Origin of the sequence: Aeromonas genomosp. paramedia, assembly GCF_023093515.1 — a bacterium.
Classification (GTDB): domain Bacteria; phylum Pseudomonadota; class Gammaproteobacteria; order Enterobacterales; family Aeromonadaceae; genus Aeromonas.
Genome location: NZ_JAAROG010000017.1, coordinates 178,991 through 196,055 on the forward strand (window position 1 = coordinate 178,991; position 17,065 = coordinate 196,055).

Genomic DNA, 17,065 nt, shown 5'->3' on the forward strand with positions numbered 1-17,065 from the left:
CTGGCCCTTGCCCGGACTCACTCCAGGCGCTGGCGGTTGGTGTCGATGAGGGCCTGATAGTCGGGCCCGGGTTGCTGCTCCGCCATCAGCAGCGCCCACAACAGGCCGATGTAATCGACCCAGGGCAGGAAGGCATCGGCCTGGAATCCCTTGCCATTGAGCAGCTTATGAGCGCCTCCCCTGCCTTCAAGATAGCAGCTCTCCAACTGGCACCGCAGCTCTTCGCTCCAGCCATGGGTGCGCTGTATGCTGGCCAGCTCGAAGCCGGGATGGCCGGCGGCGCCGTACTCCCAGTCGATGACCCAGGGTCTGTGGCCCAACAAGTTAGCCGGATTGAGATCGTGATGGCAAGGGAGCCAGCAGTCGTCCGGCTCCCGGCTCGCGAGCAGGGCCCGCTCCAGCGCCGGCAACCAGTCCGGGATCCGGGCCAGGCGGCCGCGATAGCCGGCGCTGTGGGCCCGCACCGCCATCACCACCCGGGGCACCGGCAGGCGGTGCAGCCGCGCCAGCACCTCCGCCATCAAGGGCGGTTGCTCGGCGAGGGGCGGCGCCTGCTCGGCCCAGTTCGGCTCGTCGCACCACGCCAGCAGCATCAGGCCGGTGGCGGGATCGCCGTGATGACAGGGCAAGGCCAGCCCCTGCCCCACGGCCCCCTGATAGAGCTGCCACTCGGTGGCCCTGTCGATGCCGAGCCGGACCGGATCCGGGTGGCCGCGCCGCAGGAAGCCGCTCTGCCCCGAGGGCAGATGCAGCCGGTAGTTGCCGTTGGTCAGGCCGCTCGCCAGTGGCTCAAGGCGTCCCTGGTTCCAGGGGGCCGGCAGGCTGGCCAGCAGGGTCAGCTCCGCCAGATCCCCCTGCTGCCGGGTAGCCTCACCAGCCAAAGGTGGAGGTCTTCGCCTGCTTGCGGATCTCTTTCTGATCGGCCCACAGCAGCTCGCCATTCTCCAGATCCATCAGGTTCATGGTCATCTGGTAGTAGACGTCCTTCACCTTGCCGTTGTCCTTGACGATGCTGGCCAGGTTGCCATAGACCATGTAGCGGGCGCCGGTCTGCTTGCCAAGGCGCACCATGGAGGCGGGATCCACCATGCCGCTGCTCTGCTGGTACTCGAGCTGCTGCTTGACCGCGCTCACCTTGCTCATGTCCACGAAGCGGAACTTGCCGGCGCGCAGCAGCTTGGTGCGCAGGGTGTCTGTGATGGCCTCGGTGTCGATGTGCTCCGAGGTCTTGTTGCGGATGGAGTCCATGAACATCACGGGACGGCCCCCTGCGGTGATCTCGCCCGTGACCGGCGAGGCCAGCATGGAGTCCGCCATCTTGTCGGCGATGGCCTGCAAGTCGGAGGAGCCGTAATCCACTGTCACCGTCTCTGTCTCGGTCGCGTCGCCATAGCTGACTGTGGTGCTGGAGCAGCCCCCCAGCAGCAGGGCAGAAGTCAGGATCAGCAGGGCATGGTTCATTCTCATCAGTTCGATTCCTCAATCACTTCGCGTACGTAAATCCGGTAGCCCCGGGCGGCCGGGCTCGGCGCCAGGGCGGACAGGGTGCGGGTCTGGTAGCCGTGCAGCTTGATGGGGGTCCAGCCGCGGCCATCGCTGGCCACCTCCTGCCCGGCGTCATCATACCAATAGAACAGGTATTGCAGCTTGTTGTCGCCGCGCTGGGTGCTGGCGGCGGCCACGTTGACCTGCAGCAGGCCGTTTTGCTGGCGGCGGCTGAGCTCGGTCAGGGTGACATTGACGTTCTGGTGCTGCTCTGCCACCGCCGCCGCCCCGGGCGCGCCATAGAGCGCCACCCCAGAGGTGTTGGTGGCGCAACCCGCCAGCAGCAGTACCAGCCCGAGGGCCAAGCCATATGCTTTCATCTTGCTCTCCTTGCCGGCGGCCGATGGGCCGTGCCGGTCAGTGTGTGATCTTGCCCAAACGGGCACTCATAGGGGCATCACTCGGGTGCTCAGTCCTGCGCCGAGACGCTGCACCCAGACCAGGGTGGTGCGGCCGCTGTGAATGGTAAGCGGCAACTGACGCTGGGCAGCACCGGCCCCCAGGGTAAGGTTCACGTCGCCCGCCGGCAGCATTCCCTGCCAGCTCGATGCCTCGGCGGGCAGGGTCAGCCAGCTGCGGGTATCGGCCCGCTCCGAGAGGGTGTTGAAGATCCCCACCAGGATGTTGCCCACATCTCCCCCCTCCTTGGCGGCGGAGCGCCGCAGCTGCTCCTTGGCCACCAGCCGCAGCGCCTGACGGGTCAGCATGCCGGGCAGCCGCTCCTGCAGATCCTTGGCCGCCAGCGCCTCCAGTCGCACCAGCGAGCTGGTCCGCCCGGCCTGTTTGCCCGCCGACACCGTCAGCGGGCCGGTGTCGCTGGCCCTGTTGTCGTAATAGGGTACCGCCACGGTGAAGGTACGAAAATCGCCGCTGGAGGTGGAAATCGGCAGGGGCAGGAAGATCTCCCGCCGCGCCGGGATCAGGCCATCTTCAAACAGCACCACCAGCTGGCCCTGATCCTTGAGCAGCGGCGGCACCTTGCGGCCCACCCTTTTCTCTGTCTCCCTGAGCTCGTCCACCGAGCCGCGAAGCCGGGCCAGGCGCAGCAAGGCATCCTGCAGGCTCTGGTTGTCCGGCGCTATCTGGTAGCCGCGCTGATAGTCCACCCAGGCGTCGTTGAGATCCCCGGCCGCCTCGTAGAGCACGCCGGAGAAATAGAAGGTGTAGGCGTTCTGGAAACCGTTTTTCACCTGACCTATCAGGCGATCGAGCTCGGGCGCGCCGCGCGACATCAGCTGGCGCATCTCCCCCTCTGCTGCGGTATCAGCCTCGGCCTCTTCGCTCTCTTCCTTGGCCTTGCGCACCTCGTCGGCCCGCGCCTTGAGCGCCCGCTCCTGCACCTGGTTGGCGCGGCGCACCTCCACCAGGGCCCCTTCGGCATCCCCCCGCTGCAGGTAGTTCAGCGCCAGATAGTGGTGCAGCATGGTGCGCTCGTAGTCCGGCGCCCGGTAGGCCATGGTCTGATCGTTGGTGAGCAGGCTGCCCGCCTGATCGAGGCCGTGACTCAGGCGATACTGGGCCTGATTGTCTTCCCAGGCGAGCCGGCTGTCGGCGGCGGCAAAGCCCTGCTTGCTGACCCCGTCCTGACCCGCCAGCCAGGCGATGCGCCCTCTCTCCAGCTGATCCAGCACATAGGTGTCGTCCCCCGGGGTCGATTCCCGCACCTTCGGCAGGGCCTCGGCGGCATGCCCCAGCAGCAGCTGGTTGCGCAGGGGCACCATCTGATCGGAATAGGAGACGAAGAGATCTTGCCAGCGGGAGGCGCAGCCTCCCAGCAGCAGACCGGCCAACAGCAGGCCGGTCAATGAGGCGGGACGCATCACAGGCTGAGCAGGGGTCCCAGCGGCTGGCCACCCACCAGGTGCAGGTGGATGTGGTAGACCTCCTGCCCGCCGTGGCGGTTGCAGTTCATGATGAGGCGATAGCCGTCCTCGGCGATCCCGGCATCCGCCGCCAGCTTGCGGGCCACGGTGAACATGCGGCCGAGCGCCAGCTCGTGATCCGCTTCCACGTCGTTGACCGTGGGGATCAGCACGTTCGGCACGATCAGAATGTGGGTCTTGGCCTTGGGCTGGATGTCGCGGAACGCGGTCACCAGATCGTCTTGATAAAGGATGTCGGCGGGGATCTCCTTGCGGATGATTTTGCTGAAAATGGTTTCTTGCGCCATGGGTAACTCCTTTATATGAAAAAGAAAATTCAATGCAAAACTCAAGCGACTCCCAAAAATGTCGCCACAGCCCGCCAAGTGTGACACAAGCCGACATTTGACACAGCCGTTGTCCCAATCACTTCAGTTATTGTGAAGAATACCGATAGTGAGGATGACGTCCCGAGTACCCCAGCGGCATTCCCCGTGAGGGCATGCAGGGTACCAAAGGGACGGGGTACTCAGGCAAGGGACTTTTGCATAGACAGCGGGACAATAATGAAACAAACAATGTCAGACCTCTCGATCTTACAGAGAGTCTATCTGGGCTTTGCCATCCTGGTCGCCGTCATGGTCGCCAGCGCGGTACTGACCTTTCGCGGCCAGAGCGAACTCAGCGATGCCCTGGATCAGGTAACACAAGAGTCCATGCCGCTGGTGATCGCCAGCAGCCAGACCCAGATCAGCCTGCTCAGCGCCAACAAGTGGCTCACCGACGTGCTGACCGAGCAGGATCCCAAGCAACTGCCGGCGGAAGTGGCCGAACTGCAGCAGGCCAAGGGCCAGGTCGACAAGATGCTGACGACCCTCAGGCAGCAGGTGGCGGCACACCCCGAATTGCAGGGGGAGATGACAGCCCTCGGCAAGCTGGTGGCTGACTACCTGCAGCTGACCCAGACCCTGCCCACCGAGCACGAGGCCCTGCTCACCCGGCTGCACAAGGTCAACCAGGCCAAGGGCCAGTTCCAGGTCAGCCTGCCCCAGTTCAAGAAGAACCTCGGCGACATGATGGTCACCGTCGACGACAGCTTCATCAAGATGCTCTCCGAGACCCTGACCACCAAGCTCTCTGCCATCGAGCTCTCCACCATGGATGCCCTCAACCAGAGCATCCCCGCCCCCATCGAGGCGGCGCTCAAGCGCAACAAGATGCAGATCGAGGGCTTCAACAGCACCATCAAGGATCTCCAGGGGGAGCTCAAGGATTTCGACAACAACATGGGCCACTACGTCCATGGCTTCGTGCGCGACACCACCGCCAATGAGGGGGTGCTCGCCCAGTACCTGGCGCTGATGAAGCAGCAGCAGACCATGCGCGAGCAGAGCAAGCAGGCGAGCCAGCTCATCGTCAGCATCCAGAACAAGCTGGAGGGGATCACCGCCCAGAGCCAGCAGCTGATGAACGCCAGCATCAGGGCCTCCGATCGGGTGCAGACCCAGAGCACCCTGACCCAGGGGATCAGCATAGTCATCGCCATCTTCGTCGCCATCCTGGTGGCCTTCACCCTCGGCAAGGCCATCCGCCGCCCCCTGAAAGAGCTGCTGCGGGTACTGACCGAGGTGACCCAGGGTGACATGACCCAGCGGGTCGGCTTCAAGAGCCAGAACGAGTTCGGCCAGCTTGCCAGCCAGATCAACCTGCTGATCCAGCAGATGGGAGACGTGCTCAGGCAGCTCTCCCAGGCCTCGACCCAGCTCAACAGCGCCGCCCACGACAACCGCCACACCACAGAATCGGTGCGGGCGGATCTGGAGAAACAGCGTCAGGAGACCGCCTCGGTTGCCGCCGCCATGACCCAGATGGAGGCCTCGGTGCGGGAGGTGGCCCAGGCCGCCAACCAGACCCTGGAGCGGGTGCAGGACGTGGAGAAGGCCTCCGAGATGGGGCGCAAGGTGATGGCTGGCAACATCACCACCACCCACCAGCTGGCGGGCAAGCTGCAGCAGACCGGCAAGGTGATCGGCGACGTGAGCGCCATGAGCGGCCAGATTGGCAACATACTCGACGTCATCCGCGGCATCGCCGAGCAGACCAACCTGCTGGCGCTCAACGCCGCCATCGAGGCGGCCCGGGCCGGCGAGCAGGGCCGCGGCTTTGCGGTGGTGGCGGACGAGGTGCGCAACCTGGCCGGTCGCACCGCCCAGTCCACCAGCGAGATCCAGACCATGATAGAGAACCTGCAGCAGGGGGTCGCCCGGGCGGTCAACGTGATGCAGGAGTGCTCCCGCGAGATGGACAGCTGCGTGGATCAGAGCTCCCAGGCCAACAACGCCATGGAGGAGGTGCAGGGCATAGTGGTGCTCATCAGCGACATGTCGAGCCAGATAGCCTCCGCCGCCGAGCAGCAGCAGGCCACCAGCGCCGACATCGCCACCAACCTCAACCGCATCTCGGACATCTCGGATCTCAACTATCAGGGCATAGAGCGGGTCGCCGAGACCAGCCAGCAGCTCGACTCCCTGGCCGAGCAGCAGGAGGGGCTGGTGCAGCGCTTCCGGCTCAGCGCCTGACGCCCCGAGCCATGTGAAACGACGAGGCCCCGCAGATGCGGGGCCTCGTTTTTATGGCGGCTTGCAGGAAGATCAGGCGTAGGCGATGGCGCCCTTGCCGACCCCTTCATAGGCGACAATCTTGACGAACTTCTCCCCCACCTGCTTCTTCACTTCGCGGGCGATATAGTGGGCCAGCAGCTCTATGGTGGTGTCCGTGTCTATCATCTCCACCTCGGCGGCCGGCATGGCGAGCTGGAACAGCCCCTGCGGCGCCACGTACTTGAAGCCCAGGTGGTGTTCCCCCAGATGGGCCTTGGCCAGCTCGCTCAACGCCAGCTCGGAGAGGGCCACCTTGTCCTCCTGGGTGCCCAAGTAGATGTCGGCCCAGCGCTCGGCCCAGTTCAGCTCCAGCTCCTCGTCGCGCGCCCCGTCCACCTCGATCTCCACCGGAGAGCGATGGCCGTGGGCGATGCGCTGGCAGTTGCCGTCGTGCTTCTTCAGGCCGTGGCTGTAGTGGTAGAAGGCGCCCTCTATCTTCTCCTGGCGCAAGGTCAGGGAGAGATCCTTGATGTTGCCGGGCAGGCGCTTGGCCAGCACCGCCAGCAGATAGCGGGTCACCGACTCCTTGTCCACCTGGGGGGCGGGAATGAAGGCAAAGCCCTGGGCCGGGCAGCGCAGGTGGATGGAGCGCCCCGGGCGCAGCAGATCCACCGTGCACTCGTCGCCGTCCAGAGCGTGGACATGGACCAGGGGGCTCTCGGCCGGCACCAGCAGCTTGTGATCCACCTCTTCATCGATGATCGACTTGACGAGCTTCTTCACCCGGCCGAAATCCAGCAGCATGCTCATCTCGTTGAGCTCGCCGCTCATCTCGATGTCCACCAGCCAGCTCTCCCCTACCATGCCGCGACGCTCGCACAGATAGCTAGAATCGATCACAGTCAAATCTCTAACAAATAACTTCATTACTCAGGCCTTGCTACAGAGAAAGTGCAGTTTGCGATATTATGACCCCGGATTATCGGCAAAGGAACTGGAACCCCCCATGAACAAATTGCTTATCAAGAATGCCACCCTGGTCAACGAAGGCCGCATCTATGCTTCCGACGTCTTGATCGAGGGTGAGCGGATCGCCCGCATCGCCCCGGACATCAGCGCCCCCGATGCCGTGGTGATCGATGCCGCAGGCCGTCACCTCATCCCCGGGATGATCGATGATCAGGTCCATTTCCGGGAGCCTGGCCTGACCCACAAGGGGACCATCGCCAGTGAATCCCGGGCTGCCGTCGCCGGTGGCACCACCAGTTTCATGGAAATGCCCAACGTCAATCCCCAGACCACCACCATCGACGCCCTCGAAGCCAAATACCAGATAGCCGCCAACTCCGCCGCCGCCAACTACAGCTTCTACCTGGGTGCCACCAACGACAACCTGGAAGAGATCAAGAAGCTCGATCCCAAGCAGTCCTGCGGCATCAAGATCTTCATGGGGGCCTCCACCGGCAACATGCTGGTGGACAACCAGGAGACCCTGGCGGCCATCTTCCGCGAGAGCCCGGTGATGATAGTCACCCACTGCGAGGACACCCCCTCCATCAAGGGGCTGGAAGACGAGGCCCGCGCCAAGTGGGGCGAGGATGTGCCGATGCGCGAGCACGGCCGCATCCGCAGCGCCGACGCCTGCTACAAATCCTCCAGCATGGCGGTCTCCCTGGCCAAGCAGTACGGCGCCAAGCTGCACGTGCTGCACCTGACCACGGCCAAGGAGCTGTCGCTCTTCACCGCCACCCCGGATCTGAAGGATCTCAAGGACAAGAACATCACCGCCGAGGTGTGCGTCCATCATCTGTTCTTCAACGAGGCGGACTACGACACCCTGGGCAGCCAGATCAAGTGCAACCCGGCGGTGAAGAGCGCCGCCGACCAGCACGCCCTGCTGGATGCGGTACGCAACGACGTGCTCGACATCATCGCCACCGACCACGCCCCCCACACCTGGGAAGAGAAGCAGAACAGCTACTTCAAGGCGCCGTCCGGTGTGCCCCTGGTGCAGCACTCCCTGCAGGCGCTGCTGGAGCTCTACCACAACGGCGTCTTCTCGCTGGAAACCATCGTCAAGAAGACCTCCCACGCGGTGGCCGAGCGCTTCCAGGTGCAGGATCGCGGCTACATCCGCGAGGGCTACTTCGCGGATCTGGTGCTGCTGGATCTCGGCAAGCCCTATGTGGTCAACGACAGCAACCTGCTCTACCTGTGCGGCTGGTCCCCCTTCAACGGCTACCGCTTCCAGAGCACCATCGAAATGACCCTGGTGAACGGCCAGATTGCCTGGCAGAACGGTCAGGTCACCGATCAGGTATTGGGCAAGCGACTGACCTTCAACCGCTGATATGCGTGATGACAGCTTCCAGCGCGCCCTGATTGAGATGACCCTGGTGAATGGTCAGATTGCCTGGCAGAACGGCCAGGTCACCGATCAGGTATTGGGCAAGCGACTGACCTTCAACCGCTGATCCCTGCTTGAGAGCGACGCCTGTCACTCACGCCAAACGGCCGCCCACCAGGGCGGCCGTTTTTCATGCAAGGCGGCGGCGGAGTGCCGACAAAATGCGCGACTGGTCGCACTTTGATCCGAAGTTGCTCGCAAAGCAGGCAAACGATCTCGGCGCGGGATTTCCCCTGTTGACAGGGTCGGGGCATCTCCATAAACTCCCTCCCCGTCAGCCGAGCTGACTCCGTCGGTGTGTAGCGCAGCCAGGTAGCGCATCTGCATGGGGTGTAGAGGGTCGGAGGTTCGAATCCTCTCACACCGACCAAATTCCCCGAGAAAGGCCTTGTCAGACGACAAGGCCTTTTCTTTTTGCCTCCCCGCGGCGGCGCCCGGGCCAGCGATTGTCTCTTGGGGGGCGTTGTGCTGTAGTGACTCCTTCTCAGCCAAGGGCCAGCACCATGTCACCAAGCTCCCCCCTCTTGTTCGTCCTCGTCCTGTGCGGCTCCCTGCTGCTCGGCGGCTGCGCCACTTCCTACGACAGCGAGAAGTCCTTCTGGAACGGCCAGACAGGCTTCTCCCAGACCCGGCTCGGGGCGACCCGCTGGCAGCTGGAGTTTGTGGGCAACGATCTGGTGGACAGGGAGACGGCCCGCAAGTATGTGCTCAAGCGAGCGGGGGAGATAGCGCTGGCGCAGGGGTACGCCTGGGTGCAGGTGCAGTCGCTGACCCTGTCGCGGGATGCGGTCAGGGTCACCCCGACCCGCCCCCGGTTCGGCTTCGATGAGTACGAACCCGACACCTTCATGGACGAGATGCAGGTAGAGCACCGCACCTCGGCACTGCTGATCTTCTCCCTGGGGAGAGCCCCATTGGACGATCAGAGCCTGGAAGCCATTTATCTGGCAAAGTTGAAAACAAACAGTGATTAATATAATTAATTTACAAGATCTACATCACATACAACTAATTGCAACATAAAGTTCTGATATAAGTCGCTGGATTTCCCCTTCGTGATTAGGCATGCTGCCAGCATACCGGCTGTCAGGATTCCATGGCCCGGATCACAAAAACGGACTTAGGTGGTACCCTCCCCACCTGCACAGGCACTGCACATATCGAGACTGTCCCCCCATGAAAATGAACAAATTGACCGTTGCCATCCTCATTGCGATGTTGCTTGGCATTTTTACCGGGCAAGGCTATCGCCTGTTTGCCCCGGCCCAGGCCGCCACCTTTGCCAGTGACATCACCCTGCTGACCGACATCTTCCTGCGCCTCATCAAGATGATCATCGCTCCCCTGGTGTTCACTACCCTGGTGGTCGGCATCGCCAAGATGGGCGACACCCGCACCGTGGGCCGCATCGGCGCCAAGACCCTGGGCTGGTTCATGCTGGCCTCCCTGATGTCACTGACCCTGGGGCTGGTGATGGTCCACCTGATGCAGCCCGGGGTCGGCCTCTCCCTCTCCCTGCCCGATGACGGCGCGAGCTCAGGGGTGGCCGCCACCGCCATCTCCCTCAAGGACTTCGTGACCCACGCCATCCCGAAAAGCGTGATCGAGGCCATGGCCACCAACGAGATCCTGCAGATCGTGGTCTTCTCCCTCTTCTTCGGGCTGGCCGCCGCCGCCCTAGGGGATGCCGCCAAACCCGTGGTCAAGCTGATGGCAAGCAGCGCCGAGATCATGCTGAAGGTGACCGGCTACGTGATGAACTTCGCCCCCTTCGCGGTGTTCGGTGCCATCGCCGCCATGGTCGCCAAGGAAGGGCTCGGCATCCTCGCCACCTATGGCACCTTCATGGCCCAGTTCTATCTGGCCCTGGCCTGCCTCTGGCTGCTGCTCATCGCCATGGGCAGCCTCTTCATCCGCCGCCGCATCCTGACCCTGCTGGCCATGATCCGCGAGCCCATCCTGCTCGCCTTCTCCACCGCCAGCTCCGAGGCTGCCTATCCCAAGACCCTGGACAGGCTGGAGAAATTCGGCTGCGACAAGCGCATCGCCAGCTTCGTGCTGCCCATGGGCTACTCCTTCAACCTGGACGGATCCATGATGTACTGCACCTTCGCGGTGATGTTCATCGCCCAGGCCTATGGCATCGAGCTCAGCATGGCCCAGCAGATCACCATGCTGCTGCTGCTGATGGTCACCTCCAAGGGGATGGCCGGGGTGCCGCGCGCCTCCCTGGTGGTGATCGCTGCCACCCTGAACCAGTTCCAGATCCCGGAGGCCGGCATACTGCTGCTGCTCGGCATAGACCACTTCCTGGACATGGGGCGCTCCGCCACCAACGTGCTGGGCAATGCCATCGCCGCCAGCGTGGTGGCCAAGACGGAAGACAGCCTGGGAGAGACCCAGACCGAGGGCGAACTCGTCAAGGCTTGAGTCAAGAAGAACCGGCAAAAGGCCCGCAACTGCGGGCTTTTTTTCGTTTGGTGCTCAGCACCAACGCCTCACTCGCCGGCAGTACTGCACATAGGGGATGCCGAAGCGGGCACGCAGGGCACGCTCCTCCGGCAGGATCTGGAAGCGGGTGAGCCAGCCCAGCAACAGCAGCGGCCCGAGCCAGACCCAGGGGCCCCCGAGATAGCAGGCCAGCGCCAGCAACCAACACAGCAGCCCCAGGTACATGGGGTTGCGGCTGATGCGATAGACCCCCCGGGTCACCAGCACCCGGCTCTGCTGCAAGCGCACGGGATTGACCGTGGTGCGCTGACGGGCAAAGTGCAGCAAGGCCCCGCCGCCGAACACGGCGCCCACCAGCAGCAGGGCTCCTGCCAGGATCAGCAAGACGCCCCTCCCCCTGTCATCTCCGGCTCCCAGCCACATGGCGAGCGCGATGACGACAAACAGTAGCAAAGGTGGGATACGCAGCTCGAAACGCATATTTTCTTCCTGCAAAAAGTGCCACGAATGGCGCCAATAAGATACACTCTCGCCGTCGTCAAATTATAAAAAATGGATAAATATCATCCACATACGAATAAATTCCCAGGCGACTAACGCTCGCGTCCACACCCGGACGCCCCCTACCTCAACAATAAGAAGGTATCATCCCATGCACAAGAAAACCCTGCTCGCGACCCTGGTCTTCGGGTTGCTCGCCGGCCAGGCCGTCGCCGCCCCCTATCTGCCCCTGGCCAGCGACACCCGCAACGGTCAGGAGCAGACCGCCGCCAACGCCTGGCTGGAGGTGGATTTGACCGCCTTCGAGCACAACATCCAGACCCTCAAGGATCGTCTCGGCGACAAGGGCCCGCAGATCTGCGCCATCATGAAGGCCGACGCCTACGGTCACGGCATCGATCTGCTGGTCCCCTCCGTGGTCAAGGCGGGCATTCCCTGCATCGGCATCGCCAGCAATGAAGAGGCCCGGGTGGCCCGCGAGAAGGGCTTCGAGGGCCGTCTGATGCGGGTCCGTGCCGCTACCCCGGCCGAAGTTGAGCAGGCCCTGCCCTACAAGCTGGAAGAGCTGGTGGGCAGCCTGGAGAGCGCCAAGGGGATCGCCGACATCGCCCAGCGCCACCATACCAACATTCCGGTGCACATAGGTCTGAACTCCGCCGGCATGAGCCGCAACGGCATCGACCTGCGCCAGGCGGACGCCAAGGAAGATGCCCTGGCCATGGTCAAGCTCCAGGGGATCACCCCGGTCGGCATCATGACCCACTTCCCGGTGGAAGAGAAAGAGGACGTCAAGCTGGGGCTGGCCCAGTTCAAGCTGGACTACCAGTGGCTGATCGAGGCGGGCAAGCTGGATCGCAGCAAGCTCACCATTCACGCCGCCAACTCCTTCGCCACCCTGGAAGTGCCGGAAGCCTACTTTGACATGGTACGCCCGGGCGGCATCATCTACGGGGACACCATCCCCTCCTACACCGAATACAAGAAGGTGATGGCGTTCAAGACCCAGGTTGCCTCGGTGAACCACTACCCGGCGGGCAACACCGTCGGCTATGACCGCACCTTCACCCTCAAGCGCGACTCCCTGCTCGCCAACCTGCCGCTCGGTTACTCCGACGGCTACCGCCGTGCGCTCAGCAACAAGGCCTATGTGCTGATCCAGGGCCAGAAGGTGCCCGTGGTGGGCAAGACCTCCATGAACACCATCATGGTGGATGTGACCGATCTCAAAGGGGTGAAACCCGGTGACGAGGTGGTGCTGTTCGGCCGTCAGGGGGATGCCGAGGTGAAGCAGGCGGATCTGGAGGAGTACAACGGTGCCCTGCTGGCGGACATGTACACCATCTGGGGCTATACCAACCCCAAGAAGATCAAGCGCTAAGCACGGATCTGATATGAAAAGGGCTCCCGAGGGAGCCCTTTTTTGCGGGTACTTACACCGCCTTCTGATCGGTCACCTTCTTGCGGGTCACCCAGAGGCTGAGCCCCATGGAGGCCAGCAGGATCAACGCAACCACGCCCAAGGCGATGCCGGTGGGGATCTTGAAGATGTCCAGCAGCAGCATCTTGACCCCGATGAACATCAGGATCAGCGCCAGACCGTATTTCAGCAGGGCGAAGCGCTCGGCGACGCCGGCCAGCAGGAAGTACATGGCGCGCAGGCCCATGATGGCGAAGATGTTGGAGGTCAGCACGATGAAGGGATCCGTGGTCACCGCGAAGATGGCCGGGATGCTGTCCACCGCGAAGATGAGATCGCTCACCTCCACCAGCACCAGGATGAGCAGCAGCGGGGTGGCATAGCGCACACCGTCACGCCAGACGAAGAACTTCTCCCCCTCCAGGGTCTCGGTCACCTTGAAGCGGCGACGCATCCAGCCCAGCAGCGGGTTGTTGGCGAGATCCGGCTCCTTGTCGGCGGCCCACAGCATCTTGACCCCAGTCAGCAGCAGGAAGGCGCCAAACAGGTAGAGGATCCAGTGGAACTGCTCGATGAGCCAGCTGCCCGCGAACACCATGCCGGCACGCATGACGATGGCACCCAGCACCCCGTAGAGCAGCACCCGGCGCTGCAGCTCGGCCGGAATGGCGAAGTAGCCAAACAGCATCAGCCAGACGAAGACGTTGTCCACCGCCAGCGCCTTCTCGATGAGGTAGCCGGTGAGGAACTCCAGCCCCTTCTCGTTGGCGATCTCACGCCCGGCGCTGTGATCCAGCCAGAGCCAGATGGCCAGGTTGAACAGCAGGGCCACGCTGACCCAGATGAGGGACCAGATCCCCGCCTCTTTCAGGGACACCTTGTGCGCCTTGCCGCCACCGACAAAGCGGATGTCAATCCACAACAGGACCAGCACTATGCTGAAGAAACCGGTCCACATCCACCATTCACCCATTTTTCACTTCTCCCAAAACGACAAAACCCACGACCGAGAGGCGTGGGTTTGCGTTTGGAGCAGATACACCTTGCCTCTCGGCAAGGTCTCACTTACAGCCAATGTTCATCGACTGCCCGGCTGCCGGGTGCACTGCAGGATATGGGTGCACCGTAATGACGACAAACCGGCGAGAAGTTACTCCCCTTGTGCGGCGGATAGTAACAGCCTCCAAAGGTGGCGCCAAGGGGCATCTTCACCGCGAATGGAAATAAAATGGGGCACCCTCTGGGTGCCCCGCATGTTCATTCACGCCCTCGCCCTCAGAGCGGATCCACCTTGAGGCAGGAGACGGCGTGATCGAAGTTCCCCTCCAGCATGGGGCGGGTCTTGGCGCACTCGGGGCCCGCCACCGGGCAACGGGTACGGAACACGCAGCCGGACGGCGGGTTCATGGGGGATGGCAGGTCCCCCTCCAGGATCTGGATCACCTTGTTGCGTTCCAGATCCGGATCCGGAATGGGCACGGCCGACATCAGCGCCTTGGTGTAGGGATGCAGGGGATTGGCGAAGATCTCCTGACGGGTGCCAAGCTCCACCGCGTTGCCCAGATACATCACCAGCACCCGGTCCGAGATGTGTTTCACCACGGACAGGTCATGGGCGATGAAGATGAGGGAGAGCCCCATCTCCTTTTGCAGGGACTTGAGCAGGTTGACCACCTGGGCCTGGATGGAGACATCCAGCGCCGAGACAGGCTCGTCGCAGATGATCATCTTGGGCTCCAGGATCAGCGCCCGGGCGATGCCGATGCGCTGGCACTGGCCGCCGGAGAACTCGTGGGGGTAGCGGTTCACCAGGTTGGGCAACAACCCCACCTTGGTCATCATGGCCCGCACCTTCTCCTTCACCTGCTCCCTGGAGAGATTGGGATAGAAGGTGACCAGGGGCTCGGCGATGATGTCGCCTATGGTCATGCGCGGGTTCAAGGAGGCCAGCGGGTCCTGGAAGATCATCTGGATCTCCTTGCGCTTCTCCCGCAGCGCCCCCTGCTCCAGCTTGGTCAGATCCTGGCCCAGCCACACAACCTTGCCGTCGGTGGCCGGTACCAGGCCGATCAGGGCCCGGGCGAAGGTGGACTTGCCGCAACCGGACTCCCCCACCACCCCCAGGGTCTCCCCTTCGTAGAGGCGCAGGGTGACACCATCCACCGCCTTCAGGGCGGAGGGCTTGGCCCAGGGCCAGGCCTTGTCACTCTTGATGCTGAAGTGAACCTTGAGGTCAGACACTTCCAGCAGCAGTTTCTTGTCAGTACCCATCAGTTCACCCCCTTGATCATGGCATCCGAAACCCAGTGGCAGGCCCTTGTCCGTCCGTCGCCGAAGGGGGTCAGGACGGGAGATTGCTGGCCGCAAATCTCGTGCGCCCGGTGGCAACGCTCCTGGAAGGGGCAGCCGGTGGGCAGACGCAGCAGGTTGGGCGGATTGCCCGGTATGGTGGGCAGCACTTCCCCCTCGGTATCGAGACGGGGAATGGCGCGCAGCAAGCCTTCGGTATAGGGGTGACTCGGGCGATAGAAGATGTCGTTGACCCGGCCGTACTCCATGGTGCGACCGGCGTACATCACCAGCACCTTGTCACAGATGCCCGCCACCACGCCAAGATCGTGGGTGATCATGACGATGGCGGTGTTGAACTCCCGCTTGAGCTCGTTCATCAGGGTCATGATCTGGGCCTGCACCGTCACGTCCAGCGCCGTGGTCGGCTCGTCGGCGATGAGCAGTTGCGGCCGGCACAGCAGTGCCATGGCTATCATCACCCGCTGGCGCATGCCGCCGGAGAACTCGTGCGGATACATGTTCATCCGCTTGCGCGACTCGGGGATCTTCACCGCGTCCAGCATGCGCACCGACTCCTCGAACGCCGCCGCCTTGCTCACCCCCTTGTGCAGCATCAGCACTTCCATCAGCTGATCCTTCACCTTCATATAGGGGTTCAGGGAGGTCATGGGGTCCTGGAAGATCATGGCGATCTTCTCGGAGCGGATCTTGTTGAGCTTGTGCTCCGGCAGGTTCAGGATCTCGTCCCCCTGAAACTTGGCCGAGCCGGTAATGATGCCGTTCTTGGCGAGCAGCCCCATGATAGCAAAGGCCGTCTGGGACTTGCCCGAGCCTGACTCACCGACGATCCCCAGGGTCTCGCCGGCAGAGAGGGAGAAGTTGAGGTCGTTGACCGCCACCACATTGCCGTCCGGGGTCTTGAACTCGACCCGCAGATCTTTCACATCCAGTAATTTCATATCAGCACTCCTTATCGCGCTGTCGTGATGCCAGCCTGCCCATCCCGTGAACGCAGTGCGTTCTCTGGACGGGTCTTATGGCCCCTTGGCGTCTTGCCTGTCCCTTGGTGTCAGCGATCCTTTGGATCCAGGGCATCACGCAGACCATCCCCGAGGAAGTTGAAGCAGAACAGGGTCACCACCATGAAACCGGCGGGGAACAGGAGTTGCCAGATGGCCACTTCCATCGACTTGGAGCCTTCATCCAGCAGGGCACCCCAGCTGGTCATGGGCTCTTGCACACCCAGCCCCAGGAAGCTCAGGAAGGATTCGAACATGATCATGCCCGGCACCAGCAGGGTGGCGTAGACCGCCACTATCCCGAGCACGTTGGGGACGATGTGACGGGTGATGATCTTCCACTTGGAGACGCCGCAGACGTGGGCCGCCTCGATGAACTCCTTGCTCTTGAGGCTCAGGGTCTGGCCTCGCACGATTCGCGCCATGTCGAGCCAGCTCACCGCGCCTATGGCGAGGAAGATGAGGGCCAGGTTGCGACCGAAGAAGGTCACCAGCATGATGACGAAGAACATGAAGGGGAAGGCGTTGAGGATCTCGAGCACCCGCATCATCAGGCTGTCGACCCGCCCGCCGATGAAGCCGGAGGCGGCGCCGTACAGGGTGCCGATGATGACGGCCACCAGGGCCCCCATGATGCCGACCATGAGGGAGATGCGGCCACCCAGCAGGGTGCGCACGAACAAGTCGCGCCCCAGGCTGTCGGTGCCGAACCAGTGTCCCGTCTCCATGTCAGGGGCGGCCTGCATGGCGCCCCAGTCCGGATCGTCGAAGGTATATTGGGACAGGTGTGGCCCGACAATCACCGCCAGACCAATGATGGTCAGGATGATGAGGCTGGTCAGGGCCGCCTTGTTGCGCAGGAAACGGCGACGGGCATCCTTCCACAGGGAGCGTCCTTCCACCACTTCCACTTTCTGGGCGAACGCCTCGACGGCTTCGCGCTTTTCAGTTGTGACTACCATGATGTACTC

17 protein-coding genes and 1 tRNA gene are annotated in these 17,065 nt (G+C 63.0%); 7 read left to right on the forward strand and 11 right to left on the reverse strand.

The features are described from left to right. Positions 1-17: 17 nt before the first annotated feature. The 5 genes from HB860_RS11355 to hinT form a co-directional block, all read right to left on the reverse strand. Positions 18-881 carry a phosphotransferase gene (locus HB860_RS11355; protein ID WP_247626718.1) on the reverse strand — a complete coding sequence of 288 codons (864 nt, stop codon included), beginning with the start codon at positions 879-881 and terminating at the stop codon, positions 18-20. Further along, on the reverse strand, positions 871-1,467 hold the full coding sequence (lpoB, locus tag HB860_RS11360) for a penicillin-binding protein activator LpoB (RefSeq protein ID WP_202045159.1): 597 nt from the start codon (positions 1,465-1,467) through the stop codon (positions 871-873). The genes HB860_RS11355 and lpoB overlap by 11 nt, the downstream gene beginning before the upstream one ends. Continuing rightward, positions 1,467-1,865 carry a YcfL family protein gene (locus tag HB860_RS11365; RefSeq protein WP_247626719.1) on the reverse strand — a complete coding sequence of 133 codons (399 nt, stop codon included), beginning with the start codon at positions 1,863-1,865 and terminating at the stop codon, positions 1,467-1,469. The genes lpoB and HB860_RS11365 overlap by 1 nt, the downstream gene beginning before the upstream one ends. Before the next feature lie 66 nt (positions 1,866-1,931). Continuing rightward, entirely contained in the window at positions 1,932-3,365 is a 1,434-nt protein-coding gene (locus tag HB860_RS11370; protein WP_247626720.1) for a COG3014 family protein, read from the reverse strand. Beyond that, a complete protein-coding gene (hinT, locus tag HB860_RS11375; RefSeq protein WP_025326574.1) occupies positions 3,365-3,715 on the reverse strand; it encodes a purine nucleoside phosphoramidase in 351 nt (116 codons plus the stop codon). Before hinT ends, HB860_RS11370 begins: the two co-directional genes overlap by 1 nt. Positions 3,716-3,973: 258 nt before the next feature. On the opposite strand from hinT, the gene HB860_RS11380 reads away from it, so the two are divergent. Further along, complete coding sequence (locus HB860_RS11380; protein ID WP_247626721.1) at positions 3,974-5,986, forward strand: methyl-accepting chemotaxis protein; 2,013 nt, start codon at positions 3,974-3,976, stop codon at positions 5,984-5,986. Positions 5,987-6,058: 72 nt separating this feature from the next. On the opposite strand, the gene HB860_RS11385 is transcribed toward HB860_RS11380, so the two are convergent. Beyond that, a complete protein-coding gene (locus HB860_RS11385; RefSeq protein WP_247626722.1) occupies positions 6,059-6,934 on the reverse strand; it encodes a 6-carboxytetrahydropterin synthase in 876 nt (291 codons plus the stop codon). A 79-nt stretch (positions 6,935-7,013) separates the two neighbouring features. Between HB860_RS11385 and HB860_RS11390 the strand changes: the two genes are divergently transcribed. The 5 genes from HB860_RS11390 (at position 7,014) to HB860_RS11405 (ending at position 10,844) form a co-directional block, all read left to right on the forward strand. Next, positions 7,014-8,357 (forward strand): dihydroorotase, encoded by a 1,344-nt coding sequence (locus HB860_RS11390; RefSeq protein ID WP_247626723.1) that lies wholly within the window; start codon positions 7,014-7,016, stop codon positions 8,355-8,357. 1 nt (position 8,358) lies between these two features. Beyond that, complete coding sequence (locus HB860_RS22195; protein WP_282101207.1) at positions 8,359-8,481, forward strand: hypothetical protein; 123 nt, start codon at positions 8,359-8,361, stop codon at positions 8,479-8,481. A 226-nt stretch (positions 8,482-8,707) separates the two neighbouring features. After that, positions 8,708-8,784, forward strand: a tRNA-Pro gene (locus tag HB860_RS11395). Positions 8,785-8,917: 133 nt separating this feature from the next. Then, positions 8,918-9,388 carry a CC0125/CC1285 family lipoprotein gene (locus tag HB860_RS11400; protein ID WP_247626724.1) on the forward strand — a complete coding sequence of 157 codons (471 nt, stop codon included), beginning with the start codon at positions 8,918-8,920 and terminating at the stop codon, positions 9,386-9,388. 202 nt (positions 9,389-9,590) lie between these two features. Next, positions 9,591-10,844 carry a dicarboxylate/amino acid:cation symporter gene (locus HB860_RS11405; protein ID WP_247626725.1) on the forward strand — a complete coding sequence of 418 codons (1,254 nt, stop codon included), beginning with the start codon at positions 9,591-9,593 and terminating at the stop codon, positions 10,842-10,844. 54 nt (positions 10,845-10,898) lie between these two features. Here the strand turns inward: HB860_RS11405 and HB860_RS11410 are convergent, their stop codons facing one another. Continuing rightward, positions 10,899-11,345, reverse strand: coding sequence for a methyltransferase family protein (locus HB860_RS11410; RefSeq protein WP_247626726.1), 447 nt, complete (start codon positions 11,343-11,345; stop codon positions 10,899-10,901). A 172-nt stretch (positions 11,346-11,517) separates the two neighbouring features. Between HB860_RS11410 and alr the strand changes: the two genes are divergently transcribed. After that, positions 11,518-12,744, forward strand: coding sequence for an alanine racemase (gene alr, locus HB860_RS11415; protein ID WP_247626727.1), 1,227 nt, complete (start codon positions 11,518-11,520; stop codon positions 12,742-12,744). 52 nt (positions 12,745-12,796) lie between these two features. Here alr and HB860_RS11420 read toward each other — a convergent pair whose 3' ends face one another. The 4 genes from HB860_RS11420 to oppC all read right to left on the reverse strand — a co-directional run bounded on the left by HB860_RS11420 (position 12,797) and on the right by oppC (position 17,056). After that, complete coding sequence (locus HB860_RS11420; protein WP_247626728.1) at positions 12,797-13,756, reverse strand: TerC family protein; 960 nt, start codon at positions 13,754-13,756, stop codon at positions 12,797-12,799. Positions 13,757-14,058: 302 nt separating this feature from the next. Continuing rightward, on the reverse strand, positions 14,059-15,054 hold the full coding sequence (gene oppF, locus HB860_RS11425; RefSeq protein ID WP_139434112.1) for a murein tripeptide/oligopeptide ABC transporter ATP binding protein OppF: 996 nt from the start codon (positions 15,052-15,054) through the stop codon (positions 14,059-14,061). Then, the gene (locus HB860_RS11430) at positions 15,054-16,034 is read right to left on the reverse strand and encodes an ABC transporter ATP-binding protein (protein ID WP_043129280.1); all 981 of its coding nucleotides are present in this window, start codon (positions 16,032-16,034) and stop codon (positions 15,054-15,056) included. The genes oppF and HB860_RS11430 overlap by 1 nt, the downstream gene beginning before the upstream one ends. A 110-nt stretch (positions 16,035-16,144) precedes the next feature. Beyond that, positions 16,145-17,056 (reverse strand): oligopeptide ABC transporter permease OppC, encoded by a 912-nt coding sequence (oppC, locus tag HB860_RS11435; protein WP_139434113.1) that lies wholly within the window; start codon positions 17,054-17,056, stop codon positions 16,145-16,147. Between the last annotated feature and the right edge of the window lie 9 nt (positions 17,057-17,065).